The organism is Pedobacter sp., from assembly GCF_041662865.1.
In the GTDB taxonomy this organism is placed as follows: Bacteria; Bacteroidota; Bacteroidia; order Sphingobacteriales; family Sphingobacteriaceae; genus Pedobacter.
In genome coordinates this window covers 1-13,849 of the sequence record NZ_JBAZRL010000025.1, presented here as the reverse complement: position 1 = coordinate 13,849, position 13,849 = coordinate 1, and the positions used below count along the sequence as shown (strand labels likewise).

General features: G+C 33.3%; 15 protein-coding genes. 4 read left to right on the top strand and 11 right to left on the bottom strand.

The window, feature by feature from the left end:
* Positions 1 to 478 precede the first annotated feature (478 nt).
* Both WC622_RS09935 and WC622_RS09930 read right to left on the bottom strand, forming a co-directional pair.
* Positions 479 to 1,024 (bottom strand): RsmD family RNA methyltransferase, encoded by a 546-nt coding sequence (locus WC622_RS09935; protein ID WP_372819537.1) that lies wholly within the window; start codon positions 1,022 to 1,024, stop codon positions 479 to 481.
* Positions 1,015 to 1,839, bottom strand: coding sequence for a DUF3822 family protein (locus WC622_RS09930; protein WP_372819536.1), 825 nt, complete (start codon positions 1,837 to 1,839; stop codon positions 1,015 to 1,017). Before WC622_RS09930 ends, WC622_RS09935 begins: the two co-directional genes overlap by 10 nt.
* A gap of 52 nt (positions 1,840 to 1,891) precedes the next feature.
* On the opposite strand from WC622_RS09930, the gene WC622_RS09925 reads away from it, so the two are divergent.
* Positions 1,892 to 3,340 carry an ATP-dependent RecD-like DNA helicase gene (locus tag WC622_RS09925; protein WP_372819535.1) on the top strand — a complete coding sequence of 483 codons (1,449 nt, stop codon included), beginning with the start codon at positions 1,892 to 1,894 and terminating at the stop codon, positions 3,338 to 3,340.
* On the opposite strand, the gene WC622_RS09920 is transcribed toward WC622_RS09925, so the two are convergent.
* From WC622_RS09920 to WC622_RS09910, 3 genes are all read right to left on the bottom strand, one after another.
* Positions 3,337 to 4,641, bottom strand: a complete 1,305-nt coding sequence (locus WC622_RS09920; RefSeq protein WP_372819534.1) for a sensor histidine kinase — start codon at positions 4,639 to 4,641, stop codon at positions 3,337 to 3,339. The genes WC622_RS09925 and WC622_RS09920 overlap by 4 nt on opposite strands.
* 160 nt (positions 4,642 to 4,801) lie before the next feature.
* On the bottom strand, positions 4,802 to 5,005 hold the full coding sequence (locus WC622_RS09915) for a cold-shock protein (RefSeq protein ID WP_182921963.1): 204 nt from the start codon (positions 5,003 to 5,005) through the stop codon (positions 4,802 to 4,804).
* A 350-nt stretch (positions 5,006 to 5,355) separates the two neighbouring features.
* Positions 5,356 to 6,201, bottom strand: coding sequence for a S1 RNA-binding domain-containing protein (locus WC622_RS09910; RefSeq protein WP_372819533.1), 846 nt, complete (start codon positions 6,199 to 6,201; stop codon positions 5,356 to 5,358).
* Between the two features lie 168 nt (positions 6,202 to 6,369).
* Here WC622_RS09910 and WC622_RS09905 point away from each other — a divergent pair, with 168 nt between their 5' ends.
* Positions 6,370 to 6,972 (top strand): LURP-one-related/scramblase family protein, encoded by a 603-nt coding sequence (locus tag WC622_RS09905; protein ID WP_372819532.1) that lies wholly within the window; start codon positions 6,370 to 6,372, stop codon positions 6,970 to 6,972.
* Between the two features lie 262 nt (positions 6,973 to 7,234).
* On the opposite strand, the gene WC622_RS09900 is transcribed toward WC622_RS09905, so the two are convergent.
* From WC622_RS09900 to WC622_RS09890, 3 genes are all read right to left on the bottom strand, one after another.
* Positions 7,235 to 7,645, bottom strand: coding sequence for a DUF983 domain-containing protein (locus tag WC622_RS09900; RefSeq protein ID WP_372819531.1), 411 nt, complete (start codon positions 7,643 to 7,645; stop codon positions 7,235 to 7,237).
* Positions 7,635 to 8,519 (bottom strand): helix-turn-helix transcriptional regulator, encoded by an 885-nt coding sequence (locus WC622_RS09895; protein WP_372819530.1) that lies wholly within the window; start codon positions 8,517 to 8,519, stop codon positions 7,635 to 7,637. Before WC622_RS09895 ends, WC622_RS09900 begins: the two co-directional genes overlap by 11 nt.
* 116 nt (positions 8,520 to 8,635) lie before the next feature.
* Positions 8,636 to 10,024, bottom strand: a complete 1,389-nt coding sequence (locus WC622_RS09890) for an exonuclease domain-containing protein (RefSeq protein WP_372819529.1) — start codon at positions 10,022 to 10,024, stop codon at positions 8,636 to 8,638.
* Between the two features lie 299 nt (positions 10,025 to 10,323).
* On the opposite strand from WC622_RS09890, the gene WC622_RS09885 reads away from it, so the two are divergent.
* Positions 10,324 to 10,839: a hypothetical protein gene (locus tag WC622_RS09885; RefSeq protein ID WP_372819528.1), complete on the top strand. Its 516-nt coding sequence runs from the start codon at positions 10,324 to 10,326 to the stop codon at positions 10,837 to 10,839.
* Between the two features lie 90 nt (positions 10,840 to 10,929).
* On the opposite strand, the gene WC622_RS09880 is transcribed toward WC622_RS09885, so the two are convergent.
* The 3 genes from WC622_RS09880 to WC622_RS09870 all read right to left on the bottom strand — a co-directional run bounded on the left by WC622_RS09880 (position 10,930) and on the right by WC622_RS09870 (position 12,542).
* Entirely contained in the window at positions 10,930 to 11,562 is a 633-nt protein-coding gene (locus WC622_RS09880; RefSeq protein ID WP_372819527.1) for a phosphatase PAP2 family protein, read from the bottom strand.
* 120 nt (positions 11,563 to 11,682) lie between these two features.
* Complete coding sequence (locus tag WC622_RS09875; RefSeq protein WP_372819526.1) at positions 11,683 to 12,258, bottom strand: hypothetical protein; 576 nt, start codon at positions 12,256 to 12,258, stop codon at positions 11,683 to 11,685.
* Positions 12,255 to 12,542 carry a hypothetical protein gene (locus tag WC622_RS09870; protein WP_372819525.1) on the bottom strand — a complete coding sequence of 96 codons (288 nt, stop codon included), beginning with the start codon at positions 12,540 to 12,542 and terminating at the stop codon, positions 12,255 to 12,257. Before WC622_RS09870 ends, WC622_RS09875 begins: the two co-directional genes overlap by 4 nt.
* Before the next feature lie 185 nt (positions 12,543 to 12,727).
* On the opposite strand from WC622_RS09870, the gene WC622_RS09865 reads away from it, so the two are divergent.
* On the top strand, positions 12,728 to 13,594 hold the full coding sequence (locus WC622_RS09865; RefSeq protein ID WP_372819524.1) for a hypothetical protein: 867 nt from the start codon (positions 12,728 to 12,730) through the stop codon (positions 13,592 to 13,594).
* The last annotated feature ends 255 nt before the right edge of the window (positions 13,595 to 13,849 follow it).

Genomic DNA, 13,849 nt, shown 5'->3' with positions numbered 1-13,849 from the left:
AATACCGTAAATATATAGGTTTAAGCTGAAAGACTAAAGTAGAAAGCATGCTAAAGTCTGTTCATCCATAAAATCAGCTATTGTTTATAGATAGGGTTTCTAAATTAGTATCAGAAGTATATAGGAAGCCATACAGACGATATAGAAAAAAGCTTACTAGTATTTAACTAATAGTTAACTATATCATTGACCTTACAATGACCCTGTTACCACCCTGTTATGACCTTGTTAATACCCTGTAAAAGCAGACCGAAAAACTAAAAAATAGAACAGGGCATACCCTTTAAAATTAACTTTAAGTTAACTACGATTCAATCTCAATGCTAATAAGGGGAAGAAAGTCGGGAGCGAAAAGTTGAAATTATTCATCATTGCAAGGTACGAAGCAATCTTAAAGCATTAGAAATTAACCCATCGTTGTAAGATTGCTTCGTACCTCGCAATGACGACTGTTTACTTATTCCTTGCTCTTTTATAGTTATTCTTCTTTCACCTTCTCAAAAAAACTGAAAGAAGAATTTCCGTATTTACGTACCTCGGTAAAACCGGGCTGTAAGTTTAACTTTAAAAAAGGTGGATGTTCTACAATTAAAACTCCATTATCCGTTAGTAAATTATTTTTCATCACCAATTGAGGGATCATTGGGATATTGGGTAAATCGTAAGGTGGATCGGCAAAAATGATGTGGTACTGATTTTTATCTTGTTCCAGAAATTTAAATGTATCTGCTTTTTGAGGTGTAATTTGAGTTAACTCGAATTTCTCTGCTACAGATTTTAGCCAAGCCACACAGCCTGGATGTTTATCAACTGCAGTCACCTGCTTTATTCCTCTCGATGCAAACTCAATGCAAATGCTTCCTGTACCACTAAAAAGGTCTAAAACATCGCATTCTTCAAAATCGTAGGTATTGTAAAGGATATTAAATAAAGCCTCTTTTGCCATGTCGGTAGTTGGGCGAACAGGGAGGTTTGCAGGGGCATTAAATTGCCTTCCTTTTAGTTTTCCGCCAATTATACGCATTGGTCAAGAGCTAATAAACTACTGTAATAATGCGCTGGCATATCGTCTAGTATCTGTTGATCAAGATCGTTGCTTGCAGCTATAAAATCAGCTTTGCTAAAATATTTTAATAGACAAGTGTATTTTTCATCACCTTCGTGAATAATGCCAGTTAAGCGTAAATGGGTTTCTTTTGTATTGATATCCAATTGGTTAATCATTAATAAAACATAATAATTAAACTCATCTTGATCATCTATTTCATAGCATTGTTGAAAAACAACCTGCTGATTTTGAATATAAAGTGCATTAAAAGATCCAACAGAAAAATCTAATAGTAAAGCAGTTTCATTTATTTTTTCGGCTAATGCCAATAAACCAGCATGCTGAGAATATTTTTTTCCATCAGTAAAACTAGTTAATGCTTCATTAGCGGTTTTTGGTAATGAAAAAATGGTCGTAAAACCAAAATGAGGTTGAGTTTGTGTATATAAATCGCCAACTGGTGCTTCTGTAAAGAACTGAGCATGTGCGTTTAAGCTATCCTTAGTATATAAATCATTTGGAACGGCAATGGCATTTTGTGTATGAACAGCAACTTTAACATCCTGATAAGGTAAGGTTAAATAGGTATCTGTTTTTAATCGCTCTGCAAACTTTTGAGCGCCATTTTCACATTCTTGTTCATCAAAAACAGCACTAACTTGGTTAGTTTCTTTATTTAGTATCGCATAAGAAAAACTATCTAAGCCCACTTTTACCAAAAGGTTACAGGCTGATGCTGTAGCTGGATCAAATGCTGGGTCTATTAATAAAATGCTGTTGTTATTGTTCATGTGTTGGCAAAAATAACTTTTTTCTATAACATTACCATTGCATCTTTGCTAAATGGATAAAGCCAATATCATTGCCCAATCGTATCCGTTTAAACCTACCGAAGAACAATTGGTTTTCTGTGCTAAAGCAACGTCTTTTTTAGTAAAAAATGAAACGAATAAATGTTTTATTTTAAGAGGATATGCAGGTACGGGTAAAACAACTTCAGTAGCGGCATTGGTTAAAGCTTTACCTCAATTTAAATTAAAAGTGGTTTTATTGGCGCCAACAGGTAGGGCTGCGAAAGTAATTAGTAGCTACACCAATAAAAGAGCGTTAACTATCCATAAAAAAATTTACAGGAAACGGAGTGCCGTTTCTACGGAAATGGCTTTTCAGTTGGCTCCAAATTTAGTGGAAAACACACTTTTTATTGTGGATGAAGCTTCGATGATTGCCGATGAATGGAATCCACAAAATGGTTCTTCGTTTTTAAAAGATTTAATAGAATTCGTTTATCAACCCGCACCAACTGGGGCATCTAAAAATTGCTCCTTGTTATTTGTTGGCGATACTGCCCAGCTTCCGCCAGTTGGCAGCATTGATAGCCCTGCTTTAAATGAAAAATACCTGCTAGCTAATTTTGGGTTGAAAGTTACTGCTGTTGAGTTGAAAGAAGTAGTACGACAAGAAAAGAAATCGGGAATTTTGGCAAATGCCACCATGCTACGGCAGTTAATTAATGGTTACGATGAGGATACAATTTCATTACCAAAGTTTATCACCAAAAGCTATAAAGATATTTTTAGCATGACTGGAATAAAATTGGTGGAGGGTTTAGAGTATGCCTACAGTAAGTTCGGTATTGAAAATTCATTGGTAGTTTGTCGCTCCAATAAATCAGCAAATGTGTATAATAATCAGATTAGAGCGAGATTGTTGTACAGAGATGAAGAATTAAGCGGTGGCGACCAAATTATGGTAGTGCGTAATAATTACTTTTGGTTGCCAGATAATCCAGAAACAGCATTTATTGCCAATGGCGATATGGCGAAAGTGGTTCGGGTGAGGAGAGAAGAGGAGCGCTATGGTTTACGATTTGCAGAAGTTCAATTGGAGTTTTTAGACTTTCCTGATGCTGGAGTTATTTCCTGTAAAGTGATTTTAGATACGATACAAGCAGAAACCCCAAATCTTCCTTACGAAAAAAGTAAACAGCTTTTTGATGGTTTACTAGAAGATTATAGTCACTTAAATAGTAAGCGAGATAAAATGGAAGCGATTAAAGTAGATCCATATTACAACGCTTTACAAATCAAATTTGCGTATGCAGTAACCTGTCATAAAGCGCAAGGCGGACAATGGGATGCAGTTTTTGTAGATCAAGGGTATTTAACGGATGAAATGATAGATCTTGATTTTTTACGATGGTTATACACCGCATTAACCAGAGCTAAAAAGGAATTGTTTTTAGTGAACTTTTCGCAAAACTTATTTGCCACTATACAAGAAGAAAATTAAGCTACAGGTAAAAGAATGGTAAAAGTAGTACCTTCATTTTCTTTACTGTCTATTAGTAGTTTTCCAGCGTGTTGTTCTACAATCCGCTTTGAAATATGTAAACCTAAGCCAATAGATTTTTCACCTTGTAAACCTTGACGACCAGCTTTAGAGAATTGATGAAAAATGTGTTCTTTCAGTTCTTCAGGTATGCCAATTCCGAAATCCCTTACAACTATGCCAACTTTGTCTTTTTGCTCAGTTAGGCTAATTTCAATCGGTTTATCTTCACTAGAAAACTTTAGCCCGTTGCTAATTAAATTATCTATAACTCGTTCCAGTTTCGAAGAGTTTAAATAAACATCAGCTTTTATATCATTATCTATGAATAAAAACTCCCTTTTGGTATTTGCTTTCCATTTTTGGATAACTTTAGTCAAATAGGAGGCAATATCTTGTCTTTCGGTTTTTAAATCAGATTGATCTAGCTTTACGGTTTCAATTAAATCATTTATAATTTCTTTTGCCTGTTTAGCGGCGTTCGAAATCATTTTTGCCTCGCTGTTATTCTCATTTTCCAGCAACAAAAAACCGCTTAATGCTTCTATATTATTCAAAGGGTTTCTCAAATCGTGTGCAACAGAAGCAAGAATTTCTTCTTTTTGAGTACTTAAATGTTCAATTTTTATATTCTTTTCTTCAAGTTCTTTAATTTTTACAAAGTGATGCGATTTGAAATAATAACTATATCTAGAAAAGCAAATCAGGATAAACGCTAATGTAATTGCGGCAAAAACGTTCATCATTTTATCTTGAAAAGTGATTTTTGGAATTACCATACCTAACACAAAAACAAGAACAACAAAAGCTGCAATAATACTAATCTCCTTATATTCAATTGCAAAAAACAGACTTACAGTTACAATGCCTATCATAAACACAGTTAAATTGTTTTTTGTATTGTAGGTTGATACTACATAGCTTACACCAAAAGAGATTAAAAGTACAAATACGATAAAGAATAGGGTTAGATTTTTTTTATTTCGAGAACTCCATTTAGGAGAGGTTAATGCAAATTTACTTAAGATAAAAAATAAAGCAGCACCAGTTATTTGTATCCAATTTCCAAGAGAGTATTCAGAATATCTAGTGATTTTTATTGCCTCTTCATAATAAATGAAGGCAATAATTCTAGTTAAGAGAGTTATTGCCAGAATCGCAATGCTTAATACCCTTACTTGCTTTAAGTTTGCAGTAATGTAAAATTCCCTAAACGCTGCGGTGAAATTAGCAGGTGTTTTATACGTAAATAGCTTGAACAAAATGGATCTATTGAGCTTGTAAAAATAATCAATCTAATGGTTTTTAGCATTATAATTTCTTATTGCACTAGAAATGTTATAATTACCTAGAATCAAAAATGCCATCGACCCGTGGTAGATGGCATTTTTTGCATCAAATAAATAAATAAAAAATTTCTACTTATCCGGTTACTCTTACGTTTTCAGCTTCCGGGCCTTTTTTGCCGTCTTTTACTTCAAACTCAACTTGTTGTCCTTCTTGCAGAGATCTTTGTCCTGAAGATTGGATCGCAGAATGGTGGCAGAATATATCTTTACCGCCTTCTTCTGGGGTTATAAAACCAAAGCCTTTTGCATCATTAAACCATTTTACTGTACCTGTCATAACTTCTTTTTATTAAATTAAAAAGTGAAGATAACAATTTCAATAGAAAAGGGTAAATAATTTTCATACAATTACAATTTCTTAACCTAAAAGCAAAAAGAAAAGGTGCAGCCCTCACAAGCCGCACCTCACAAAAAAACTCCCTTAAGTAGATTCTACTCACTATTAAATACGTTTAATAGTGCCAAATGGTTTGCTGTAGCTCAAACTATTTTTATTTTATCTATTAACTTTTGACATAGAACGAACTCTACACTTTGAAAACCCTTTTTTGGATTGGCGCTTTGAAGTAAATCGTATTATAAACTTTGTCAATCTGTAAAAGATTGACAAAGTATAAGACTTGTAAATTAATCTGCCAAATGATCTACTACCAACTTAATTTCTCTATCGCTAATTACTATAATTCGCTCTTTATATAAACCACCTGTTGCTTTTTTAAAAGCACTCTTACTGATTTGAAAACGTTCATAAATCTCTTCAGGTGTGCTTTTATCACCTAAAGCAATTACACCTCCATTTTCTCTTAGCTCTTTTAACAGTACGTCTTTAGTGTCAAGAATATGGCTATAACCAAGTGGCTGTAGGCTTAAATCAATTTTACCTTCGATACGTACTTTCTTAATCCAACCTTTTCTTTTTTCGCCAGGTTTTAAATGGGCAAACAATTCATTATGGTATAAAAGTCCAATATATCTGTTGTTGATGATGGCATTAAAACCTAAATCCGTTTGTTCACTAATTAATAAACTTACTTCATCTCCTTCATCGAAATCAAAATCATCTTCTTCAATAAATTTATCTAATCGAGAAGAAGCAAGCATCCGCTGATTATTATCGTCTAAATAAACATAAACTACATAACTCTCTCCTTTATGCATTGGCCTTTTTTGCTCACGAACTGGAACATAAATGTCTTTTCCAATGCCTAAATCTAAATAAGCGCCGTCTTCGTTTGCATCAACTACCGTTAAATACGCAAAATCATCAGTTTCTGCTAAAGCCTGTTTTGTTGTTGCAATGGTGTTCCCATCTTTATTAATAAATACAAATACCTTTATATTGTCGCCAAGTTCAGCGTTTTTGGGTACATCTGAATAGGGTAATAAAATTTCTCTTTCCCCATCTGATAAACTTAAGCCATCACTGTTTTTAGCTGCAATTCTTAAATCATTATACTTTCCTATTTCTATCATTTTTTAATTTTGAGTTAAGCCATTTTCTTCAATGACTGTTTAATTTTCGTTTCGCAAAGTTACACAATCTTTAGGTGGGGTTGAGGGTTAAAAAATTAAGAAGATAGTAAGCCATTCAAACTAAAATTTAATTACTTTAGGCGGCATAAACCGACAAAAACTAAATTAATGAATCAACAAATTCCAACATTTTTTCTTGGAGATGAGTACTTTATCGATGAGAAAGTAAATTTTTTAAAGTTTACGAATGAATACAAAGTTTACAATGAACAAGGCGCTCAAATAGGTATAATTAAACAACGAATGAGCGGATGGCATAAATTTTTAACCATTCTGATTAACAAAGCAATGATGCCTTTCCAGCTAGAAATAACGGATACAAATGGTCAGTTACAAGCTACCATAAGTAGAGGATGGACATTTTGGATGTCTAAAATTAGTGTCACAGACCCGAATGGGGCAGAAATAGGCGTTATAAAACAAAAGTTTAAGTTTTTTAAACCAACCTTTACCATTACTGAACCCGCTACAGGAGATACCATTGCGCAAATTACAGGCGACTGGAAAGCTTGGAATTTTACTATCAAAAATTCTTTGGGAGTTGAAATGGGTAAAATCAGTAAAAAGTGGGCTGGTGCAATGAAAGAGATTTTTACTTCTGCCGATAAATATAATGTTTCAATAGACCCAACTTATGCAGAGAATAAGCAGAAAGTAGCTATTGTGGCTACTGCGATTACCATAGATATGGTGCTTAAAGAAAGCAAGTAAGTTTTTGTTTTAGCCACAGATTAATAGATGCTCCTCTGCTAGTTGCACCTGGTGTTTAAGTAAGTAAATTTTTGTTTTAGCCACAGATTAACAGATTAATAGCGTTTTATGCTACAGATGTATAATCGTTACATGTCAGGATGACAAGACTCAAAGGACGACAAATTGCATTATTTGGAAAGATTGCTTCGCCCAATGAAAAATTGAGACTCGCAATGACGATGATGACAAAATCTGTTAATCTGCGGCTAAAACCTTTAGTCTATTTCAAACTTCTTTTAGGTTCGTAGTGTAATCCTGGTGATAACCAATACAGTAAAACCATTCTAGAATAGCGATAGTTAAAAGGCGAAAACAATAACGTAGTACAAAATAGAAGGGCTGCAAAATACCATAAGTTGTCAAAATTTAGTTCTAAACCTAAAACATAAGCAGCAACACTTACCGTAATCATTTCGGCTACATTCATAGCGTAACTTACAAACATGGCTACGTAGAAATAACCTGGTTCACGTTCAAATTTAAGTTTACAGTGTGGACAAACTTCATTCATTTTCTGGATTTTAAATCCATACGTTGATCCAGTAAATACCTTGCCAACTCTACAACGAGGACATTTAGCATGTGCAAACCCATTCCATTGAGAAATATATAGTTCTTTATTAGTTTCCATTTTGTGTTGTATTTAATTTTCTGAATTTTTCTGGTGTAATGCCCTCGTATTTTTTAAAGAATTTGATGAAATAAGATTGATCAGCAAAGTTTAATTTATCAGCAATCTCTGAAACCCTTAAATCTAAATTAATTAATAAACGTTTGGCTTCTAAAATAACACGATCTCTAATTAATGCTCCAGCAGATACTCCCAAAAAATCATTACACAATGCATTTAAATGATTAGGCGTAATGTATAATAGGGCTGCATATTGTTTAGGAAGTCTTAACTGAGCGTAGTTTTTTTCTATTAAATTTCTGAAATTCTTTAATAGTGTGTGATTATAAGAATTGTAATGCGCTTTTTGTAGGGCATCACCTGTTCTTGCAACTTCAATAAATAATCTAATTAATAAGGTTTTTACCAAATCATCAGTAACAGGTTCTTCAATTGACCCTTCTTTTAAAATGTCTTCAAAAATTGAAATTAGAGTTTGCTGAACATCAGTTGGTAATTCAATTACTTGAGAATCTGGTTGTCCGTTAAAAAAGCTAAAGTTTTCTAAATAATCAGGTTTTAATAAGAATGAACTTAAATAATCGGCAGAGAAATTGATGATATACCCTTCAGGTTCGGTCTTAAAATTCCAACTGTGTACTTGTCCAGGAATCATAAAATAAATCAACCCAGGTTTTACAGCAAACTCTTTAAAATCTATCTGCTGGTTTCCAGTTCCTTCGGTAAAAAATACTAAATGAAAAAATGAATGACGATGTGCTGAATGTAAATGTTCGTGCTGTTTAGAATAATAGCCAAATCGACTTACTAAAATCCCATCATGCTTATATGCTTTGAGGTTTTGTATATCGTAAACAGGGATATCATTTTTCATATACAAAAGTACCAATTTAAGATGTGTTAATAAAGGTGTAATCCTTATTAAAAATGGTACTTTTTACTTATTGTTATTTAGATGCGCAGGAGAAGAGTTTATAGATGGGTTTAACTTTAGAATGCTGTTTCAAGTGATAAGGGTATCATTTTTTGTGGGAATTGATTACTGTGCGTTAAAATCATATTCATAATGTAATCGTTAGAAGGGTAGGGTGTAATAGCAGATTTTAAGGTTTCTAAATCATTAATATCGCAATACTCGGAAATGTAACCCATGCCGTAAAATTTTCCTTTTTCTATCCATAAACAACTTTTTTCATCTTCCGATCTTCCTTCATCTATCAATGCGAAAGAGGGAAGTAGGTTTTGTAAAGCCGACATAGCTTGTAAAACACGATAATTATAGTCATCCACATTTTCTTCTCCAATACATGCGCCATTACATTCGCTAGTAGCATAATGTGTACACGCTGTTTTTGTTGTCTGAATAAAACATAACTTTTCACAAAGTGAATGTTCAGCTACTAGGGTTCTTAATAATTGATGTCCTTCTAATAAATTGTTAAAACTATACAACACCGTTCCATTTTTTCGATACTTATCAATACCAAGTCGGATATATCCATTTTGATCTTCGAAACTATACATCGAATATTTCTGTTCGAAACGTTTCATAGCTCGATTATTCTCAGGCCAAAGCTTTTTAATTTCTGCTGCTTCTAAAATAAAAGCCATTAATTCTGTTCCGCACGTCTGGAAGTCTATGCTGTGAATAGATCTTAAAAAGTTCTGCCGTTGCATGCTAATACTATGTCCTGTAAAATGAGTGCATACTCTCTTTTTAAGTTGCTTAGCTTTGCCAACGTAAATTACTTTTCCCTTCTGATCTTTAAAATAATATACTCCAGGGGTATTTGGTAATTTATCTATTTCTGTTTTCTGCAAATTTGGTGGTAAAGTCTGTTCTGCGGAACTACGTTTTAATGTGTCATTAATTAATCCACCAGCATCTTTTTCAAGGAGCATGGCTAATAAAATGGCAGTTGCTGCTGCATCTCCACCAGCTCTATGTCTATTGTTTAAAGGAATGGATAAGGAAGTGCAAAGCTTGCCCAAACTATAGGAAGGTAAGCCGGTAAATAACTTGCGACTAAGCCTTACTGTACATAGTTTTTTACTATTTAAACTGTAACCGCAAGCTTCTAAGTGATGTCGAACAAAAGAATAATCGAAATTTACATTATGTGCTACAAAAATTTTATCGTGTAATAAACTGTAAATTTTATCAGCTACAGCTCTAAAATCTGGAGCGTTTTCAACCATCTCATTATCTATTCCTGTTAACGCTTGTATGTGTATTGGAATGTGCTGATGTGGATTGATTAGCGTTTCATAACTTTCTATAATTTCCTGCCCATTATAAATGTATATGGCAATTTCCGTAATGCCATGGGCGGCTGCATAGCCACCAGTGGTTTCAATATCTACAACTGCATACAACATATTAATTCAATGGTTAAAGAAATATATGCTAAAAAAATTAGTATTAAAAGTTATTCTAACCAAAAATTCACAATAAAATAAACAAGTGAAAAGGTAGAGTTAAAAAAAATAAAAAAATATAAACTGTATACAATAAAATAAATAAACGAGCGTCTATATATACGAGAGCGTTAATTTAGATGGCGGGGATAGAGCAATAGCTTTATCTCCGTCTCTTTTTTTGGAGCAAATCGAAATACACACATTTAGGTATTGCATCTCCTTTTATTATCCTATATCTTAGTTGCATATCCTGAAACATGCAACATAAATTAATCCTATTCCTATTATTTTCACCTGCTTTATTTGTTTCGATCCTAACTTGGGAACGTGTGAAATTGGATGAAAATGTTTCTATTTCTTTTCCGTCCAAACCTGAAAAAACTATATTCGAAGGAAAGCAAGTATGGATTGCAGCGGTAGATTCTACATCACAATGTATGGCAATGATTACCGATTTAAAAAAACTAGGTATAGACGCGAATACGTTGACAGAACGTTTAAAAAGAAAAGAAACTTACCAAACCATTAAAAGTGGAATGTTAAGAGGCAGTCCAGGAGCTATTGCATTAAGCGAATCAATTACTACTTTTAAGGGTAAACCAGCTTATATCTTAAAACTCGATTTAAAAGGTGAAAAAGAAGATTTTAGCATCGCCTATATCTTAACTGTTTATGTAAATGTTAAAATGTATACTTTCACATTGATGGAAAAATACGATAACCCGCATGACGACGACAAGAACAAATTTTGGAATTCTTTAAAACTGGAGTAAAAAAAATTAAAATCTATACAATAAACTAAAGAGATGAGCGTCTATATATACGAGAGCGTTAATTTAGATGACGGGGATAGGGCTAAGGCTTTATCCCCGTTTCTTTTTTAAGTAGAAAAAACAAAGTGGATACAAGCAAATTAAGCCTAATAGAAACCCACCAAGCGTATCAGAAAACCAATGTGCGCCTAAATAAATTCTAGAGAAAGGAATAGTTATGATGAAAAAAGCAGAAAAATAAGTGACTATTCTTCTGGTGATTAGCGGGAGATGATGCAACTTTCTCATTAAAAAGATCATAAACCCAAAAAATAACACATACGAAAGCACATGTCCGCTTGGGTAGCTCTGAAACCTATTTATTTCTACCAAACGCACATAAAAAGCTGTTGGACGAGGTCTATCAATTATATTTTTTATACCTAAAATTAGTAATCCAGAAAGTAAAATAGAAAGTGTAAAATAGGCTTCACGTTTATATTTATAAAAATAAAAGAGCGTTGAAACTAGAACAACCATGAGCAAAGAATAGGGTAGCTCGCCAAAAAAACTAACACCCAACATCATTTTATCGAAAATATCCGAATGGTATTTTTGGACAAATAGGGAAATATTATGATCAAGTGTAGGAATTGGATAGTAAACAACAAAAAAACTAAGCAGAATAAAACTGGTAATTAATGCTAATAAAGTAATTAATAAGACAATACGTTTCTGCTGCATCAGGATTTTTCACGTTGGTTAATTCAAAGTTAACGAAATTATTTTGGGGCATTAAGCAGGTGAAATTAAAAAAGCCCCAGATTTCGCTAGGGCTCTGATGAGAGGCATTTAACTTATTAACTAATTTGCTTTATTCCATATCTCCGTCGGAATTGCATCTTCACACGGGCATTTGGTTTTATTAATGATAATTTGTTTGATGGACAACGAAACTTTGTTGGCGTAATCTTTAAAACCTTCCTCGTTCATGCTACTTCTAGCCATTGCTGCAGCCGCACAAAACGACCATAATTGTGCATCTTTCTTATCGGTAATCATTTTAGCCTTATATCGTTCTGCCATTGCGTAATACGTTTTAAATTGCTCGCTATTCGCAGTTGCACTACCTTTGCTTAACCTAATGGTATATCGACTATTAGCCACATCTGGTTTGAAAGTCTGAATGGTAGAAGGATCCATCACTTCAATACGATAATCTATTTTATTAGTTGGATGAATAAACCTGAATACATTTCCTTCCAATCTGGTATAAACAGAAGTCCTATTCGGCTCAATTAAAGTCAAACTATTTTGATCGAAATTAATAGTAACGGTATAATAGCCATCTTCTGTGGTGTATTGCCCTGATGTTAGTTTAATTTGTGCTTGCGCCGAACCTAAAGCACAAACTAACAGTATAAATAAGAACGTTCTCATGGACATTGTGCTTTTCTTCTATTCGCCTCATCGAAATTGTTAGCATCATTACAACCGTATGTTCTAGCAAAATATTCCCAATTTGCTTTACACGATGCAGATAACCTATTCGGTATTTGAATAGTGTTTTTTGAGCCAATAGGACAAGTGTAAGTGTACGTATACGTCGAATTATCTACTTTTTTAACTTCTTCTTCCTCTGGTTCTGCCTCAAATAATTCGCAACTTGCCATCAACATAGGCAGTGCCATTGCAAATAATAAAAATTTTCTAGTCTGTTCCATAGCTATTTAATTTATCTGTTTAATTATAAACTAAAATTACTCAGGCTAAAATTTTAGTGCAATACTCATTTTTAGGTATTTTGTATAGAAACTGTATTTAAATACTCAAAAAGCAATAAAATAAAATTTAGTATAAACACATGCTATTTAAATAACTTAATTTAGTCATCAACCAATAAAATTTTATGTCTAACAACACTAAACTCTTACTTCTAGCATTATTATCAATCACGTTTAGCTATAAAGCGATGGGGCAATCTAAACTAGCCCCAAAATTTGATACTGAAACAATGCAATTTATCGGTACAAAACATCAACAGGCTACTTATTTATTACGTTATGTTCAAAAATATGCTCATTTAGGAGATACATTAAAAACATTACCGCCTTTCTTAGATTCGATTTTAAATGGAGAAATTAAAGTAATTCGTAAAAGGAAACTGCAAAAATATTTAGACAGGTCAACTATCACTGATGAAGAAATAGGAGGGTCTTTAGATTCGCCAATTTGTGCTGTTTCAGGAGTAAAGGCGAGTTATTTTGCAATTCATGACACGAGTAATTTTTTAACAGATTCAACCGCCTTTCCAACTAATATAGATTCTGTTTCTTGGAGCGGTAATAGATTAGATAACAAACGAACGTTTAAACTCACCCATATCTTCATCAATAGATTGGGTGCATCAATTACCCCAAATGATTTAAGTCGACACATTCACGCTACTAAATTCGAAAGTCCCATAAAAAACCCTTTATTGAATAAAAGTGTGGTTGGTAGTTTTATTCATATAGAAGTTATTCAGCCACGTATTGCCGATCCAGGAAAAAAGAATGATGCCATCGCCATAATCCCTGGCTTTACTGATCTTCAATATAAAAGATTAGCGCTGATCTATGTTGCTGCAAGCCTTAGAAAAGGAGAATGGTTAATTCCAACTTTTCATGCTGTTTTAGATGATGGCATTCCTGATGGACATGACGATCCTCAGAACTTTGAATTAGAAAAGTTTGATCAAGCGATTAATGAAATATATCATTCGCTAGCGAAGTAAATGAATGGTACTAAGACATTTCAATTCATAGATCATAATTTCTTTCTGTAACCCCTTTGTATAAGTGCTCGTTTTTTTTGCGGTCAATAAATTATTAAAAAGTACGAAGACTTGTCTGGAAGTAATTTACTGGTAAAAGAAATGAAAAACTGAACGATGGAAACAAGATATACATTTTGAGATAGCGGGCACCATTAGGTACAAAACGTGTTGGAACTGGTCAAAACCCTGTAGTTTAAGTACTTTTCGATACGG